Below are 16,736 nucleotides of genomic sequence, written 5' to 3'. Positions count from 1 at the left end.
ATTGACCGGCAAAAATATAAATGGTATATTGACAATAGAAAAAGCGCTTTCATTAGATTGACAAAGGAGTGTAGTGCACATGGAAATAATTGTTGCAGACCAAATTATTATGGGCTTAATTTTAAATGCGGGTGATGCTAAACAGCATGTTTACCAAGCTTTATCATATGCTAAGGAAGGTGATTTTACATCTTCTGAAGGCGAAATTGCAAAAGCAGATGCAGCATTGCTAGAAGCGCATAACTTGCAAACCCAATTTTTAGCCCAGGAAGCAAGTGGGACAAAGACAGAGATTACAGCTTTGTTTGTGCACTCACAAGATCACTTAATGACTTCAATCACAGAGATTAACTTGATTAAAGAAATGATTGACTTACGAAAAGAACTTTCAGCGAAACAATAAGGAGGAAAAGATGATGAAAATTGGATTGTTTTGTGCGGCAGGATTTTCAACAGGAATGTTGGTAAATAATATGAAGGTAGCGGCTCAGGAATTAGGTATTGATGCTGAAATTGAGGCATATTCTCAAGCGAAATTAGCAGATTTTGCCCCAGAAATAGATGTCGCTTTGTTAGGGCCTCAAGTAGCTTATACTTTGGATAAATCAAAAGCGATTTGTGAGGCAAACCATATCCCTATTGCTGTCATTCCTATGGCGGATTATGGGATGTTAGATGGTAAGAAGGTACTAAATCTAGCTCTAGAATTGCTAGGAGAAAAATAAGGAGGCTTCCCATGTCTAATTTTAATTCTCAGAAAATTATCGCTCCAATCATGCGTTTTGTAAACATGAAAGGAATTATTGCTCTTAAAGATGGGATGTTAGCGATCCTTCCATTAACGGTAGTTGGTAGTTTGTTTCTGATTATTGGACAATTACCATTTGAAGGCCTTAATCAGGCTATTGCTAGTGTATTTGGCGATACATGGACAGAGCCATTTATGCAAGTTTATTCAGGAACATTCGCCATCATGGGCTTAATTTCTTGCTTCTCCATTGGGTATTCTTATGCTAAAAACAGTGGAGTAGAACCCTTGCCAGCGGGAGTTTTGTCCCTGTCTTCATTCTTTATCTTGTTAAAATCTTCTTATGTACCAGCTAAGGGAGAACCGATTGGCGATGCCATTTCAAAAGTATGGTTTGGTGGTCAAGGGATTATCGGGGCCATTATTATTGGTCTGGTAGTTGGTGCAATTTATACTGTGTTTATCCAAAGACACATTGTTATAAAAATGCCAGAACAAGTACCTCAAGCCATTGCCAAACAATTTGAAGCGATGATTCCTGCTTTCGTGATTTTCTTACTATCAATGATTGTCTATATCGTATCAAAAGTAGTGACAAACGGCGGTACCTTCATTGAAATGATTTATGATGTCATTCAGGTTCCTCTTCAAGGTCTAACAGGATCACTTTACGGAGCGATTGGGATTGCTTTCTTTATTTCATTCTTGTGGTGGTTTGGTGTTCATGGCCAATCAGTTGTCAACGGTGTAGTAACAGCCTTGCTACTTTCTAACCTAGATGCCAATAAATCAATGTTGGCAGCTGGGAAGCTATCCGTTGAAAATGGTGCCCACATTGTAACTCAACAATTCTTAGATAGCTTCCTTATTTTGTCTGGATCAGGTATAACCTTTGGGTTGGTTGTTGCCATGCTATTTGCTGCTAAGTCAAAACAGTATAAAGCTTTGGGGAAAGTTGCAGCATTTCCTGCAATCTTTAATGTCAATGAACCCGTCGTATTTGGATTTCCGATCGTAATGAACCCAGTTATGTTCCTTCCATTTATTTTGGTTCCAATTTTGGCTGCAATAATTGTTTATGCATCAATTGCTATTGGATTTATGCATCCATTCTCAGGTGTGACTCTTCCTTGGAGTACACCAGCCATTATTTCTGGATTTATGGTTGGAGGTTGGCAAGGTGCTTTCGTTCAAGTGCTAGTTCTTGCGACCTCGACTGTCGTATATTTCCCATTCTTCAAATTCCAAGATAATCTTGCCTATAACAATGAATTACAAGCTGAAAAATAGTGCGTTTATCATGTATGCACAGATGTGCGACTAGAATAGAATTTATATGTATAATTCATAATTCATTGAAATTCGTAAAATTTAATGCTACTATAGTTACGAAAGAAAACAAAATAATTTCAAAAGAAAGGTTTTGAAAAAATGAAACAAGTAGAAGTAGCAAGTACAAGCATTAAAACAGAATATTTTGGAAGCCTCACTGAACGCATGAATAAGTATCGTGAAGATGTCTTAAATAAGAAGCCTTACATCGATGCTGAACGTGCTGTTCTTGCAACTAAGGCATATGATCGTTATAAGGAACAACCAAATGTTCTTAAACGTGCCTATATGTTGAAAGAGATTCTTGAAAATATGACAATCTACATTGAGGATGAATCCATGATTGCTGGAAACCAAGCATCCTCTAATAAAGATGCTCCGATTTTCCCAGAATATACTTTAGAGTTCGTTCTGAAGGAATTGGATCTTTTTGAAAAGCGGGATGGTGATGTCTTCTATATTACGGAAGAAACGAAAGAACAGCTCCGTAGTATCGCACCGTTCTGGGAAAATAATAACTTACGTGCAAGAGCTGTCGCTCTTCTACCTGAAGAAGTATCTGTCTATATGGAAACAGGATTCTTCGGTATGGAAGGGAAGATGAATTCAGGAGATGCCCACTTAGCAGTCAATTATCAAAAATTATTGCAATATGGCTTGAAAGGTTTTGAAGAAAGAGCTCGCCAAGCTAAAGCAGCCCTAGATCTAACGGATCCAGCTAGCATTGATAAGTACCATTTTTACGATTCTATCTTTATCGTAGTTGATGCTGTTAAGACCTATGCTCAACGATTTGTGGAACTTGCTAAACAACTTGCTGAAACAGCAACTCCTGAACGTAAGAAGGAATTGCTTGAAATTGCAGAGATTTGCTCAAAAGTTCCATACGAGCCTGCAAGTACATTTGCAGAGGCTGTTCAGTCTGTTTGGTTTATCCAATGTATTCTTCAGATTGAATCAAATGGACACTCACTTTCATATGGCCGTTTTGACCAATATATGTATCCATACGTTAAAGCTGATTTGGAAAGTGGACGGGAAACTGAAGAGAGTATTGTTGAACGCTTGACTAACCTTTGGATTAAGACTATTACAATTAACAAAGTACGTAGTCAAGCACATACCTTCTCATCTGCAGGTAGTCCGCTTTATCAAAACGTTACGATTGGTGGTCAAACACGTGATAAGAAAGATGCCGTCAATCCATTGTCTTATTTGGTGTTGAAGTCAGTTGCTCAAACTCACCTTCCTCAACCAAACTTAACTGTTCGTTATCATGCTGGTCTGGATGCCCGCTTCATGAACGAATGTATTGAAGTTATGAAGCTCGGATTTGGTATGCCTGCTTTCAATAATGATGAGATTATTATTCCATCCTTTATTTCAAAAGGTGTTCTTGAAGAAGATGCTTATGATTACAGTGCAATTGGTTGTGTAGAAACAGCTGTTCCAGGTAAATGGGGATATCGCTGTACAGGTATGAGTTATATGAACTTCCCTAAAGTTTTGCTCATTACGATGAATGACGGAATCGATCCTGCTTCTGGCAAGCGCTTTGCACCAAGCTTTGGTCATTTTAAAGACATGAAGAGCTTCGATGAATTGCAAACTGCTTGGGACAAGACTTTGCGCCACTTAACCCGCATGAGTGTGATCGTAGAAAACTCTATCGACCTATCTCTTGAAAGAGAAGTGCCAGATATCCTCTGTTCAGCTTTGACAGATGACTGTATTGGACGTGGAAAACACCTAAAAGAAGGTGGAGCTGTCTACGATTATATTTCTGGTTTACAAGTGGGTATTGCAAACTTATCCGATTCACTTGCAGCAATCAAGAAACTGGTATTCGAAGAAGGACGCTTAACGCCACAAGAGCTATGGCATGCTCTGGAAACCGATTACGAGGGCGAACGTGGAAAAGAAATCCAAGAGATGCTTATCCATGATGCACCGAAGTATGGAAACGATGATGACTATGCGGACAGCTTAGTTCGAGAAGCATACGATATTTATGTGGATGAAATTGCTAAATATCCAAATACTCGATATGGACGTGGGCCAATCGGAGGAATTCGTTACTCAGGTACATCTTCTATTTCAGCCAATGTAGGACAAGGTCGTGGAACATTAGCCACTCCGGACGGTCGTAATGCCGGGACTCCACTTGCAGAAGGATGCTCTCCATCCCACAATATGGACCAACATGGCCCAACATCTGTTCTAAAATCTGTCTCTAAATTGCCAACAGATGAAATTGTTGGTGGTGTTTTACTGAACCAAAAAGTAAACCCACAAACTTTATCCAAAGAAGAAGATAAATTAAAACTTATTGCTTTACTCCGTACGTTCTTTAATCGTCTACATGGATACCATATTCAATACAATGTGGTTTCTAGAGAAACGTTGTTAGATGCTCAAAAACATCCGGAAAAACACCGTGACTTAATTGTACGTGTTGCTGGCTACTCAGCCTTCTTCAATGTACTATCAAGAGCAACACAAGATGATATTATTGGACGGACAGAGCATACTCTATAGTAAAGAGGTATGTATATGGAATTTATGCTTGATACTTTAAATTTAGATGAGATAAAAAAATGGGCACGAGTGTTACCCCTTGCTGGGGTAACTTCGAACCCAACAATTGCTAAAAAAGAAGGGAACATTGATTTTTTTGATCGTATCCATAAGGTGCGGGAAATCATCGGAGGATCTCCTTCCATCCATGTTCAAGTTGTCGCAAAAGATTATGAAGGAATTTTAAAAGATGCGGCCGAAATTCGAGAACAATGCGATGAAAATACCTATATTAAAGTTCCAGTAACACCTGAAGGACTTGCTGCAATTAAAGTGTTAAAAGCAGAGGGTTACAAAATTACTGCAACAGCAATCTATACTGTTTTTCAAGGACTGTTAGCTATTGAAGCAGGAGCCGACTATTTAGCACCTTATTACAATCGTATGGAAAACTTAAACATTGATTCAGCTCAGGTTATTTCTCAGTTAGCGAGTGCCATAGAGCGTAATCATTCATCAAGCAAAATTCTAGCAGCTTCCTTTAAAAATGTGGCTCAAGTTAATCGAGCATTTAAAGAAGGAACACAAGCAATTACGGCAGGGGCAGATGTCTTTGAAGCAGCTTTTGGAATGCCTTCTATTCCAAAAGCAGTAGATGACTTCGAGGCAGATTGGTCAGCTGTTCATCATAAGAATACAATTTGATAAAGGAGGAGTGTATGAGAAATTTTGCCAGCCCATCCCGTTACATTCAAGGTGAAAATGCTTTATTTGAAAATGCAAAACCTATTTTAGAACTGGGGAGTCATCCCGTTTTACTCTGTGATTCAGTAGTCTATGATATCGTAGGGGAACGTTTTGAAAAGTATCTCCTTCGGTATGGCTTTACAGTCTTGCCAGTGTTCTTCAACGGTGAAGCTTCTGATAATGAAATCAATCGTGTGGTCAGTCTGGCAGAAGAAAATGGCTGTGACTTAGTCATCGGACTTGGTGGAGGAAAGACCATCGACAGTGCAAAAGCCATTGCTGATCTTTTAAAATCACCAGTTGTCATTGCTCCGACTATTGCATCTACAGATGCTCCGGTTTCAGCCTTGTCTGTTATTTATACGGATGAAGGTGCCTTTGCTCGCTATATCTTCTATTCTAAAAACCCAGAATTGGTCTTGGTAGATAGTAAAGTCATCTCTCAAGCACCAAAACGTTTGCTTGCTTCTGGTATCGCAGATGGACTAGCTACTTGGGTCGAAGCGCGTGCGGTAATGCAAGCCAACGGAAAAACCATGCTAGGCAAACACCAAACTCTAGCTGGTGTGGCGATTGCGCAACGTTGTGAAGAAATCTTATTTGCTGATGGTCTCCAAGCCGTGGCTGCTTGTGAAGCTAAAGTGGTGACGCCTGCATTAGAAAACATCATCGAAGCCAATACCCTTCTCAGTGGGATTGGGTTTGAAAGTGGTGGCTTGGCAGCAGCTCATGCCATCCATAATGGCTTTACGGCCCTTACTGGGGATATCCACCATTTGACTCACGGTGAAAAAGTAGCCTATGGAACCTTGGTTCAATTGTTCTTGGAAAACCGTCCAAAAGAAGAATTGAACAAATACATTCATTTCTATCAACAAATTGGCATGCCAACGACTCTGAAAGAAATGCATCTTGAAAATGCAAGCTACGAAGATCTTCTCAAGGTTGGCCAACAAGCAACCATTGAAGGAGAAACCATTCACCAAATGCCATTCAAGGTACAAGCATCTGATATTGCTCAAGCGATTGTAGCAGTAGATGCTTATGTCAAGTCCTTAGGCTAATCAAAGAAATACAGAAACCATCGCCTGTTGGCGATGGTTTTTTTGATGGTTGTTCGTTTTCGTTTAATTTGGAGATGTATACTTCTGAATTAAGAGATTCTCCACCCACATAGCTGAAAAATGCAACCATATAGAAAAAAGAAAAGGCAAAGGCTCCAATCTTTGATAGACTCAGGAGGTAGCGTTACAAATACAAATTGGAGGAAATGAAATGACAGAATGTAGTCAAAAAGAATTGGCACAGATTGTAGGAGGAGGAGGTTCTCGCCCAAATGTGGTTCAAGGTCAGTCAGATAAGATTGAGATTGGACGTCCTGGATTTGTGAAGCGACCACCGCTCGCTCGTATTTAAGACATGATAGAGTTCTAGGATGAAGTGTTCTGAGAGTTAGATCTTAAGGCAGATTGGAACTCGGTAGAAAGGATTAAATGAAAGGGTAAATGCAATGAGTAAGACAGACAGATTGTTTCAACTAGCGACAATTGGAATTCTCTGCATCAATTTTGCGCTTTTTAACGTGGGACTCCCAACGGATTTAGTGGGCCACCTATCGGATGATTCTTATTATGGCTTGCTCCTCTTGTTGATAGGATTGATTGGGGGGGTAGCCGTTACACTCTTGGTAAAGAGTCGTCGCTGGGACTTGTACGGGAAATTCACCTTTAAAGCTTCCTATTTGGCGGTGTTTGTGCTTGTTTTTCTTGCTCACTTTTTATGGGATATGTTTTCTGCAGCGGTATTTCCGCCCACTAAGAATTCCATAGCCCTTGCAGAAATATCTAGTGATTTGTCAGGCTGGGCCTTGGTGTTGATACGCTATGTCTATGCCTGCTTGCTGGCTCCCATTGTGGAAGAGCTAGTTTTTCGTGATTTGGTCATGACGGCTTTGGCACCTTATCAGAAGTATAAGCTGGATATGCTTGTTTCGGCCTCCTTGTTCAGCCTCTCGCATGTCTGGCAGCATGGCTGGGATTTGCCAAGCTTTATCGTCTACTTGGTACCGGGCCTGCTATTTTGTGCGGTCTTGCGTTATACCAAATCGATTTACTGGGCTATCCTTCAGCATGCCTCTTGGAATAGCTTCCTTACCCTCTTATCCCTCCTGGTCAGTGGGATTTAAGTAAGGGGAAGGAGTGGCAGGGGCCTTTATCCATCATCAAAGAAGCAGTCAAAACTGCTTTTTTGCATGCAGTCAAAACAACTATTTTTTCTAACTTTTGAAATATTATACAGTTAAGCGTTTACATTTTTCCGTAAAGTGCTATAATTTAATATGAAGAATAACATTTTATACAGAGGTGATCCATATGAAAAAAGGGAAGCTACTCTTAGCCACCGGCGCTCTGCTTTTGTCTGTAAGCGCACTGGTAGCCTGCTCACAAGGAGGGAAATCTTCAAGTTCGGACAACCAGGTCTTTAGTTATGTATATACGCAAGATCCGGATACTTTGGATTATTCACTCTCTAATAAACGGTCAACTTCAGAATTTACAGGTAATGCTGTGGATGGTTTGTTAGAAGTTGACAAATACGGCAACTTAATCCCATCTCTTGCTAAGGATTGGACTGTTTCAAAAGATGGTCTGACCTATACCTATAAACTTCGTAAAGGGGTTAAATGGGTGACCGCTGAAGGGGAAGAATTCGGAGAAGTTAAGGCCCAAGACTTTGTGACGGGGCTTCAGCACGCAGCGGACAAGAAATCTTCGGCCCTCTATCTCGTCCAACAATCTATCAAAGGGTTGGATGATTATGTCTCAGGGAAAACCAAAGACTTCTCAACAGTTGGTATCAAAGCTGTCGATGACTATACGGTTCAATACACCTTGAACCAACCAGAAAGTTTCTGGAATTCAAAAACCACCATGGGCATTTTGATGCCAGTCAATAAAGAATTCTTAGATTCTAAGGGAGATGACTACGGTCAAGGTACGAACCCTTCTAGTATTCTTTATTGTGGTCCTTATTTGATTAAAGCTATCACCTCTAAATCTGTTGTGACGCTTGAAAAGAACCCAACCTATTGGGATGCTGATAATGTAAAAATTTCTAAGGTTAAGCTGACCTATTATGATGGACAAGATTCAGAATCTTTGATCCGTGGATTTGATAACGGAGACTATACCTTTGCCCGTGTCTTCCCAAATGGCTCTAACTATAAGAGTGTAGAGAAGAAACACAAAGATGACATTGTCTTCAGTGACCAAGGATCCTCTACTTATAACTTGTCTTTCAACATTGACCGTCAAGCTTATGAGATTACGACTAAAACTACAGATGCTCAAAAGAGCTCAACCAAGAAAGCAATCTTGAATAAAGACTTCCGTCAAGCCATTATGTTTGCCTTCAACCGCAAGGCCTATGTAGCGCAAGCCAATGGGGAAGCATCTGCAGACAAGGTCATCCGCAACACCTTCACTCCTCCAAACTTTGTTCAAATTGATGGCAAAGATTTCGGTGAGTCTGTAGAGAAAAACTTAGAAGAATATGGTGATGAATGGAAAGGTGTTTCTGTCGAAGATGGAAAAGATACCCTTTACAATCCAACCAAGGCCAAGGAAGAGTTTGCCAAGGCCAAAGAAGCTCTTCAAGGCCAAGGGGTAGAGTTCCCGATTCATTTGGACCTCCCTGTTTCATCCACCTATACAGAAGGAGTCAAGCAAGCTCAATCCTTTAAACAGTCGATAGAATCTACCCTAGGAGCAGAAAATGTCGTCATCGACTTGAATATGGTATCTGAGGACGATCTTAATCGAGTGACCTACTTTGCTGAAAATGCTTCTCAACAAGACTGGGATTTGAACAACAACTTGGGTTGGGGTCCAGACTATACCGATCCATCTTCTTACCTAGATATCACAAACTCTAAGAATGGTGAAAATGCAAATTCTTACTTCGGATTTGATGCTGGTACTAATAACGCAGCTGCTAAAGAAGCTGGTTTTGATGAATACGATCAATTGATTGAAGATGCACATAATGAAACAAAAGATGTCAATGACCGCTATGAAAAATATGCTAAGGCTCAGGCTTGGTTGACTGATAGTGCCCTCTTAATCCCGATTCATTCAGATGGTGCCTCTCCAGGTGTTCGTAAGACAGTTCCATACACAGCTGCCTTTGCTTGGACAGGACACAAGGGTCAAACCTTCAACTACAAGTACTTGGAATTGCAAGACAAAGTTTTGACAACCAAGGAGTACGATGAAGCGCGTGAACAATGGAAGAAAGAAAAAGAAGAATCCAATAAGAAAGCTCAAAAAGAACTAGAAAGTCACGTAGAAGACTAGGAGTTTAAGAGCGATTGTATATTGAACAGGGAAGAGAGTGGGACAGAAATCGGTAATTCGTTAGAATTTGATTTCGTCGTCCCACCTCCGCAGACAATTGAGAGGCTAGGACTTTGTCCCAGCCTCTTTTTGGTGGATAGAACCTTTAAAAATCCCCTAAAAATGGTATAATAGGAGCATCACGAAAATTGGAGAGACAGCATGAGTTTTTACAATCATAAAGAAATCGAGCCTAAGTGGCAGAAACACTGGGCTGACCATCACACCTTTAAGACAGGAACAGACGCTTCAAAACCGAAGTTTTATGCATTGGACATGTTCCCTTACCCATCTGGAGCAGGTCTGCACGTAGGGCACCCAGAAGGCTATACAGCGACTGATATCCTCAGTCGTTTCAAACGTGCGCAAGGCTACAATGTCCTTCACCCAATGGGCTGGGATGCTTTTGGTTTGCCTGCGGAGCAATACGCTATGGATACAGGGAATGACCCAGCAGAATTCACAGCGGAAAACATTGCCAACTTCAAACGCCAAATCAATGCGCTTGGATTCTCTTACGACTGGGACCGTGAAGTCAATACTACAGATCCAAACTACTACAAGTGGACGCAATGGATCTTCACCAAACTTTATGAAAAAGGCTTGGCCTATGAAGCGGAAGTGCCAGTAAACTGGGTGGAAGAATTGGGGACAGCCATCGCCAACGAAGAAGTCCTTCCTGATGGAACATCTGAGCGTGGTGGCTATCCAGTTGTCCGAAAACCAATGCGCCAATGGATGCTTAAAATCACAGCTTATGCAGAACGCTTGCTCAATGACTTGGATGATTTGGACTGGCCAGAGTCTATCAAGGACATGCAACGCAACTGGATTGGGAAATCAACTGGTGCCAATATCACCTTCAAAGTGAAAGGGACTGACAAGGAATTCACCGTCTTTACGACACGTCCAGATACCCTTTTTGGTGCGACCTTCACTGTCTTAGCTCCTGAACATGACTTGGTAGATGCCATCACAAGTCCAGAACAAGCTGAGGCTGTAGCTGACTACAAACATCAAGCTAGCTTGAAATCTGATCTGGCTCGTACAGACCTTGCCAAGGAAAAAACAGGAGTTTGGACTGGTGCTTATGCTATCAACCCTGTAAACGGCAAAGAAATTCCAATCTGGATTGCCGACTATGTTCTTTCTAGTTACGGAACAGGTGCTGTTATGGCTGTGCCTGCCCATGACCAACGTGACTGGGAATTTGCCAAACAGTTTGGCCTTCCAATCGTAGAAGTGTTGGAAGGTGGAAATGTAGCTGAAGCTGCTTACACAGAAGATGGACTTCATGTCAATTCTGACTTCCTAGATGGACTCAACAAAGAAGACGCCATTGCTAAAATTGTGGCTTGGTTGGAAGAAAAAGGCTGTGGTCAAGAGAAAGTTACCTACCGTCTCCGCGACTGGCTCTTTAGCCGTCAACGTTACTGGGGTGAACCAATCCCAATCGTTCATTGGGAAGATGGGACTTCAACAGCCGTTCCAGAAAGTGACTTACCCCTTGTCTTGCCAGTCACCAAGGACATCCGCCCTTCAGGTACTGGTGAAAGTCCACTAGCCAACTTGACAGACTGGCTGGAAGTGACTCGTGAAGATGGTGTTAAAGGTCGTCGCGAGACCAATACGATGCCACAATGGGCTGGTTCAAGCTGGTACTACCTCCGTTACATTGATCCACATAACACAGAGAAATTAGCTGATGAGGATCTCCTCAAACAATGGTTGCCAGTCGATATCTACGTGGGTGGTGCAGAACACGCCGTGCTTCACTTGCTTTACGCTCGTTTCTGGCATAAATTCCTCTATGATATTGGTGTTGTTCCAACCAAAGAACCGTTCCAAAAACTCTTTAACCAAGGAATGATCTTGGGAACTAGCTACCGTGACCACCGTGGAGCGCTTGTGGCGACTGACAAGGTTGAAAAACGTGACGGTTCCTTCTTCCATGTGGAAACAGGGGAAGAATTGGAACAAGCGCCAGCCAAGATGTCGAAATCCCTCAAGAACGTGGTTAACCCAGACGATGTGGTGGAACAATATGGTGCTGATACCCTTCGTGTCTATGAAATGTTCATGGGACCACTTGATGCTTCGATCGCTTGGTCTGAAGAAGGCTTGGAAGGAAGCCGTAAATTCCTTGACCGTGTTTACCGTTTGATCACAAGTAAAGAAATCGTTGCAGAAAACAATGGCGCTCTTGACAAGGTTTATAACGAAACTGTTAAATCTGTCACAGAGCAAATCGAGTCCATGAAATTCAACACAGCCATTGCCCAGCTCATGGTCTTTGTCAATGCTGCCAACAAGGAAGACAAACTCTATGTGGATTACGCCAAAGGCTTTATCCAATTGATTGCCCCATTTGCCCCTCACTTGGCAGAAGAACTCTGGCAAACAGTCGCAGCAACAGGCGAGTCTATCTCTTATGTAGCTTGGCCAACATGGGACGAAAGCAAATTGGTTGAAGACGAAATCGAAATCGTCGTCCAAATCAAAGGAAAAGTCCGCGCCAAACTCATGGTTGCAAAAGACCTTTCTCGCGAAGAATTGCAAGAAGTTGCTCTGGCTGACGAAAAAGTCAAGGCAGAGATTGATGGTAAGGAAATCGTAAAAGTGATTAGTGTACCTAACAAGCTTGTAAATATTGTTGTGAAATAACCAATAAAAAACAGTTGAAATTTTTTTCAACTGTTTTTTTATATTAATGGCGTCGGGCCAAGTCAGCTCCGAATTTATATCCTGCATTAAAGACGGATACAAAAAAGTTTGCAACTCCTGAAATCGCAACGATTTCAGCTGGACCAACACCGCCCTGGATGTTTTCTAATTCTTCAGTTGTTAAAAGTTGTAAATTGTTCATTGCTTTTCTCCTTTCTGATTCCCCGATATGCAATGATGAGGATCCAAATAACAAGAATCCCAGAAAGTAAGTCACTCACTCCGTAAGTTTCAAAAGGGAGTGTGAGATAGTGAAGGTCGTGTAAGATTTGTAGAACTGCTAAAAAGATTCTAGAAAAAAGTAAAGTAGATATCGTGATGATATGGAATATGCGTCTTTTTTTCATCGTTCTTACCTATGGACGGTTGGCTAGATATCTTAGGCCTGCTCCTGCAGCAAAAACTAGTCCGATACTACCGACAGCAACTGTAGCAATTTTCCATGTAGCTACCCCTGCAATTACAGCTGGGATAAATCCACCTTGAATAGAGGCTAGTTCATGATCTGATAGGATGTCATCAGAATGAATAGTAATTGTGTTCATCTATCTTCTCCTTTCTTTAAAGAAAATTGTTTCTTCACCTGTACTATTCGTAAAAATTCTAGAAAACTTCTCCTTATTTGAAAAATCATGAAAAAAGTTGAAAGTCACCTTCGGAGTGTGATAAAATAAGGAACTATATTAGCTATGAAGAGATTGGAGAACGAGCGATGAAGAAACCAGTGATTGGGATTACAGGCAACCAACGCCCTTTCCGTGAAGAAGAGGGAATGTACCTCAGTTATACACCGACAGGCTTTGTCCAGGGGGTTCAAGAAGCAGGGGGAATCCCTCTGATCCTTCCGATTGGAGACCCTGCATCGGCTGGGCACTATATTTCCTTGATTGATAAGTTGATTCTCACAGGTGGTCAGCATGTCTCTCCTCAGTTTTATGGAGCAGAGAAGGAGATTGTCAGTGACGATTACTTGCTTGAGCGCGACCTTTTTGAATTGGCCTTGATCAAGGAAGCGCTAGCTGCTAAGAAGCCCATCTTTACGGTTTGTCGAGGCATGCAACTCTACAATGTAGCTATGGGCGGGACACTTTACCAGGATATCGACCACCACTGGCAAGAAAATCCTGCCAGCGAAGCTAGTCATACGATCGAAACTGTTGAAGGGACCGTTTTGCGGGACCTGTTCGGAGAAGTTGGTCAGATCAATTCCTACCACCATCAGAGTATCAAGGATTTAGCCCCTCATCTAGAAGTAGTTGCTCTTAGCCCTGAAGATCAGATCATCGAAGCGGTGCAATCATCCCACGGGACAGCCTTTCTCGGAGTGCAGTGGCATCCAGAACTGCGTTATCAAATAAGTGAAGGAGACAAGGCTCTCTTTGATTATGTCGTCAATCAACTATGATAGAAACAAAACACGTTAGAAATCGGCTCTTCTGATCGCTAGCGTGTTTTTTCTATAATCTGCGTAAAAACGACTGAAAATAGTCTCTAGGAAGAGTACTGAAAGGGAGTATAATAGAGAGGAAGACAATGAGAGAGGATAAACACATGATCAACTTTCCAAAAGATTTTTTATGGGGGACATCGACATCTGGCCCACAGACAGAAGGGCGCTTTGCCGGAGATGGCAAGGGTGACAACCTCTGGGACTACTGGTACCAGGTAGAGCCTCATCGCTTTCGCTTCCAAGAAGGACCTGGCTTAACTTCGACCTTTTATGAAAATTGGGAAGAAGATATTGAGCTTCTAGTCGAGACCGGGCACACTGCCTTTCGGACTTCTATCCAATGGTCTCGGATTTTCCCTGAGGGTCGTGGAGAAGCCAATCCAGCAGGAGTAGCTTTTTACCGCCAAGTATTTGAACGCATTAAGGAAAAAGGCATTCACTTGATGGTCAATCTCTATCACTTTGACCTTCCTTTTGCCTTGCAAGAGCAAGGAGACGGGTGGGAGAACAAGGAGACGGTCTACGCCTATCGCGACTACGCTCGTTTCTGCTTTGAAACCTATGGGGACTTAGTCGATCAGTGGATCACCTTTAATGAACCCATTGTTCCTGTAGAGTTTGGCTATTTTTATGATGCCCATTACCCGCATAAGGTGGATGCCGCTGCAGCCGTCAAAGTCGCCTACCACACCCAGTTGGCAAGCAGCCTTGCGGTTCAGGTCTGCCATGAGGTGGCCCCAAACTACCGTATCGGAGTAGTCTTGAACTTGACGCCAGCCTATCCGCGGAGTCAACATCCAGCAGATGCCAAGGCGGCACGAATCGCTGAGCTCTTCCAAGCCAAGTCATTTCTCGACCCGTCTGTTCTTGGGACTTACCCACCAGAGTTGGTAGAGATTCTGCGGGAGCGAAATCTTTTACCAGAGGTAGACCCAAGTGACTTAGAGTTGATTAAAGAGCATACCGTCGACTTCTTAGGGGTCAACTATTACCAACCCATGCGGGTCTCTGCGCCTCGATATGCGCCAAATCCAGAGTCTCCGATGTTGGTCGAACAGTTCTACGAACCCTATGTCATGCCAGGAAGAAAGATCAACCCACATAGAGGCTGGGAAATCTATGAGCAGGGCTTGTATGATATTGCTCAAAATATCAAGGAAAATTACGGCAACATCGAGTGGCTCCTAACAGAGAATGGAATGGGAGTTGAAGGGGAAGAAAAATTCCGCCAAAACGGGGAAATCCAAGATGACTACCGGATTGACTTTGTCAAAGACCACCTGCGTGAGTTGCACCGGGCTATACAAGAAGGGGCCAACTGTAAGGGCTACCTCATGTGGACCTTTATTGACTGCTGGTCTTGGCTCAACGGCTATAAAAACCGCTACGGCCTTGTCGAATTAGACTTAGCCACTCAGGAAAGACGCCTGAAGAAATCCGGTCATTGGTTCCGTGAGTTGAGCCAGCAGAATGGATTTGAAGAGTAAGTTTTTGAGGATTCTGATATCTAAGTACGATAGGCCCGTTCATTTCAGTAGTTGACTGACTGGTTTTATTTTCGGAAGTGTGGAACTCCATCAGATGCAGATGTTTCTGACGGCATTCTTCATTTCCGATTTTTCATTTAGTGCTGGAAAAGGTTAAAAAGCCTTCAACTTCAATATGTGCTATAATGAAATCAGAAGAAAAGGAGCTTGTATGATAGATTTTAAAACAGAACTAGGAAAAAAAGTACAAACTCTACGTGAAAGTAAGGGATTAAGTAGACAAGCAATCTGTGGTATTGAGGACCTATTAACGACACGTCAGCTCCAGCGAATTGAAAAGGGTCAGTCTTTACCAACGATTGCAACAGCAAAGTATATTGCTGAGCAACTAGGTGTTTCCCTAGATACGCTAACGAATCAAACTAGTTTAGAATTGCCGGCAGAATATCTGAACCTGAAGTATCAATTACGGACGTTATACCATTATGGAGATCAAGATCGTCTTCATCGGCATGAAGAAATTATTGAAGATATTTACGAAAATTATTTTGATCACCTGCCAGAGGAAGAAAAACTATCTGTCCAGGTCGCCCAAGCTACGGTTGATATGATTGGATCCAAAAATCCTTCTTTTGATCAAGGTTTATTAGATGAGTATCTAGAGCAAGCTATGAAGAAAAAAGAGTTAAGTCTCAACGATGTGGAGATTATCAAATTGCGCTTGCTTTCTTTGGCTTTGGGAGTCTTTGATCAAGATGAATTTATACACTTAGTGGAGAAGATTATACTTGCGATAGCTTATTTCCCCTTATCAGAGTTGGAAATGCTACAAAATACGCTCATCTCAGCTGCAGGCGTGTTAGCCCATTATGGGATATACGACAGGTTGCCAGACATTGTTAAAGCCTTAAATGATATTATGACAAAGAGACATGATTTTCAGGATAATATTTTTGTTTATGCTTTAAATTGGAAAGTTGCTTTATTTATAGAAGATGATCTAGAAAAAGCAAAAAATGATTATCAAAAAGTATGCTTAATGGCGGACTTATTATCTGAGGATCTAGTGAAGAGGAACATGCAAGAAGAATGGAAAGAGGACCTTGCAAAAAAAGGTCTAACATACACTGAGGTATAGAGAAGTATTTATCCTTTCGTCTGTTGTTCTTGAAAAATATAAAAGGAACATTGAGAGAGTGGGACAGAAATCGGTAATTCGTTAGAATTCGATTTCGTCGTCCCACCTCCGCACAGTTGAGTAGGGCTGTAAAAGCTGATGAAATCAGCGTAGTAGAGCCCACTCAACCACTGCGTCTTGCTCGACAATCCAAAGACTA

At 41.9% G+C, this 16,736-nt stretch carries 15 protein-coding genes; 13 read left to right on the top strand and 2 right to left on the bottom strand.

Features of this window, described 5'->3' with window-relative positions:
• The first annotated feature begins 79 nt into the window (after positions 1 to 79).
• The 10 genes from HMPREF9421_RS00575 to leuS all read left to right on the top strand — a co-directional run bounded on the left by HMPREF9421_RS00575 (position 80) and on the right by leuS (position 12,402).
• Complete coding sequence (locus HMPREF9421_RS00575; protein ID WP_006595062.1) at positions 80 to 403, top strand: PTS lactose/cellobiose transporter subunit IIA; 324 nt, start codon at positions 80 to 82, stop codon at positions 401 to 403.
• Between the two features lie 10 nt (positions 404 to 413).
• Positions 414 to 725 carry a PTS sugar transporter subunit IIB gene (locus HMPREF9421_RS00570; protein WP_006595061.1) on the top strand — a complete coding sequence of 104 codons (312 nt, stop codon included), beginning with the start codon at positions 414 to 416 and terminating at the stop codon, positions 723 to 725.
• Between the two features lie 11 nt (positions 726 to 736).
• Positions 737 to 2,038 (top strand): PTS sugar transporter subunit IIC, encoded by a 1,302-nt coding sequence (locus HMPREF9421_RS00565; protein WP_006595060.1) that lies wholly within the window; start codon positions 737 to 739, stop codon positions 2,036 to 2,038.
• A 141-nt stretch (positions 2,039 to 2,179) separates the two neighbouring features.
• On the top strand, positions 2,180 to 4,618 hold the full coding sequence (locus tag HMPREF9421_RS00560; RefSeq protein ID WP_006595059.1) for a glycyl radical protein: 2,439 nt from the start codon (positions 2,180 to 2,182) through the stop codon (positions 4,616 to 4,618).
• Positions 4,619 to 4,633: 15 nt separating this feature from the next.
• Positions 4,634 to 5,302, top strand: a complete 669-nt coding sequence (locus HMPREF9421_RS00555; RefSeq protein ID WP_006595058.1) for a fructose-6-phosphate aldolase — start codon at positions 4,634 to 4,636, stop codon at positions 5,300 to 5,302.
• A gap of 14 nt (positions 5,303 to 5,316) precedes the next feature.
• Complete coding sequence (locus tag HMPREF9421_RS00550) at positions 5,317 to 6,408, top strand: glycerol dehydrogenase (protein WP_006596970.1); 1,092 nt, start codon at positions 5,317 to 5,319, stop codon at positions 6,406 to 6,408.
• A gap of 211 nt (positions 6,409 to 6,619) precedes the next feature.
• A complete protein-coding gene (locus HMPREF9421_RS10175; protein ID WP_006595056.1) occupies positions 6,620 to 6,760 on the top strand; it encodes a bacteriocin in 141 nt (46 codons plus the stop codon).
• A gap of 94 nt (positions 6,761 to 6,854) precedes the next feature.
• Complete coding sequence (locus HMPREF9421_RS00545; RefSeq protein ID WP_006595055.1) at positions 6,855 to 7,529, top strand: CPBP family intramembrane glutamic endopeptidase; 675 nt, start codon at positions 6,855 to 6,857, stop codon at positions 7,527 to 7,529.
• Between the two features lie 187 nt (positions 7,530 to 7,716).
• Positions 7,717 to 9,699 carry a peptide ABC transporter substrate-binding protein gene (locus HMPREF9421_RS00540; RefSeq protein WP_006595054.1) on the top strand — a complete coding sequence of 661 codons (1,983 nt, stop codon included), beginning with the start codon at positions 7,717 to 7,719 and terminating at the stop codon, positions 9,697 to 9,699.
• Positions 9,700 to 9,900: 201 nt separating this feature from the next.
• Complete coding sequence (gene leuS, locus HMPREF9421_RS00535; protein ID WP_006595053.1) at positions 9,901 to 12,402, top strand: leucine--tRNA ligase; 2,502 nt, start codon at positions 9,901 to 9,903, stop codon at positions 12,400 to 12,402.
• A gap of 43 nt (positions 12,403 to 12,445) precedes the next feature.
• Here the strand turns inward: leuS and HMPREF9421_RS00530 are convergent, their stop codons facing one another.
• Positions 12,446 to 12,604 (bottom strand): class IIb bacteriocin, lactobin A/cerein 7B family, encoded by a 159-nt coding sequence (locus tag HMPREF9421_RS00530; RefSeq protein WP_006595052.1) that lies wholly within the window; start codon positions 12,602 to 12,604, stop codon positions 12,446 to 12,448.
• Between the two features lie 214 nt (positions 12,605 to 12,818).
• Positions 12,819 to 13,007, bottom strand: a complete 189-nt coding sequence (locus HMPREF9421_RS00525; RefSeq protein ID WP_006595051.1) for a class IIb bacteriocin, lactobin A/cerein 7B family — start codon at positions 13,005 to 13,007, stop codon at positions 12,819 to 12,821.
• Between the two features lie 167 nt (positions 13,008 to 13,174).
• Between HMPREF9421_RS00525 and HMPREF9421_RS00520 the strand changes: the two genes are divergently transcribed.
• From HMPREF9421_RS00520 to HMPREF9421_RS00510, 3 genes are all read left to right on the top strand, one after another.
• Positions 13,175 to 13,867: a gamma-glutamyl-gamma-aminobutyrate hydrolase family protein gene (locus tag HMPREF9421_RS00520; protein ID WP_006595050.1), complete on the top strand. Its 693-nt coding sequence runs from the start codon at positions 13,175 to 13,177 to the stop codon at positions 13,865 to 13,867.
• A 146-nt stretch (positions 13,868 to 14,013) separates the two neighbouring features.
• The gene (locus HMPREF9421_RS00515; RefSeq protein WP_040803165.1) at positions 14,014 to 15,399 is read left to right on the top strand and encodes a glycoside hydrolase family 1 protein; all 1,386 of its coding nucleotides are present in this window, start codon (positions 14,014 to 14,016) and stop codon (positions 15,397 to 15,399) included.
• A 211-nt stretch (positions 15,400 to 15,610) separates the two neighbouring features.
• Positions 15,611 to 16,537: a helix-turn-helix domain-containing protein gene (locus tag HMPREF9421_RS00510; protein WP_006595048.1), complete on the top strand. Its 927-nt coding sequence runs from the start codon at positions 15,611 to 15,613 to the stop codon at positions 16,535 to 16,537.
• Positions 16,538 to 16,736 lie beyond the last annotated feature (199 nt).

Source organism: Streptococcus australis ATCC 700641 (assembly GCF_000186465.1).
Lineage (GTDB): Bacteria > Bacillota > Bacilli > Lactobacillales > Streptococcaceae > Streptococcus > Streptococcus australis.
This window is presented reverse-complemented; position numbering and strand designations above follow the sequence as displayed.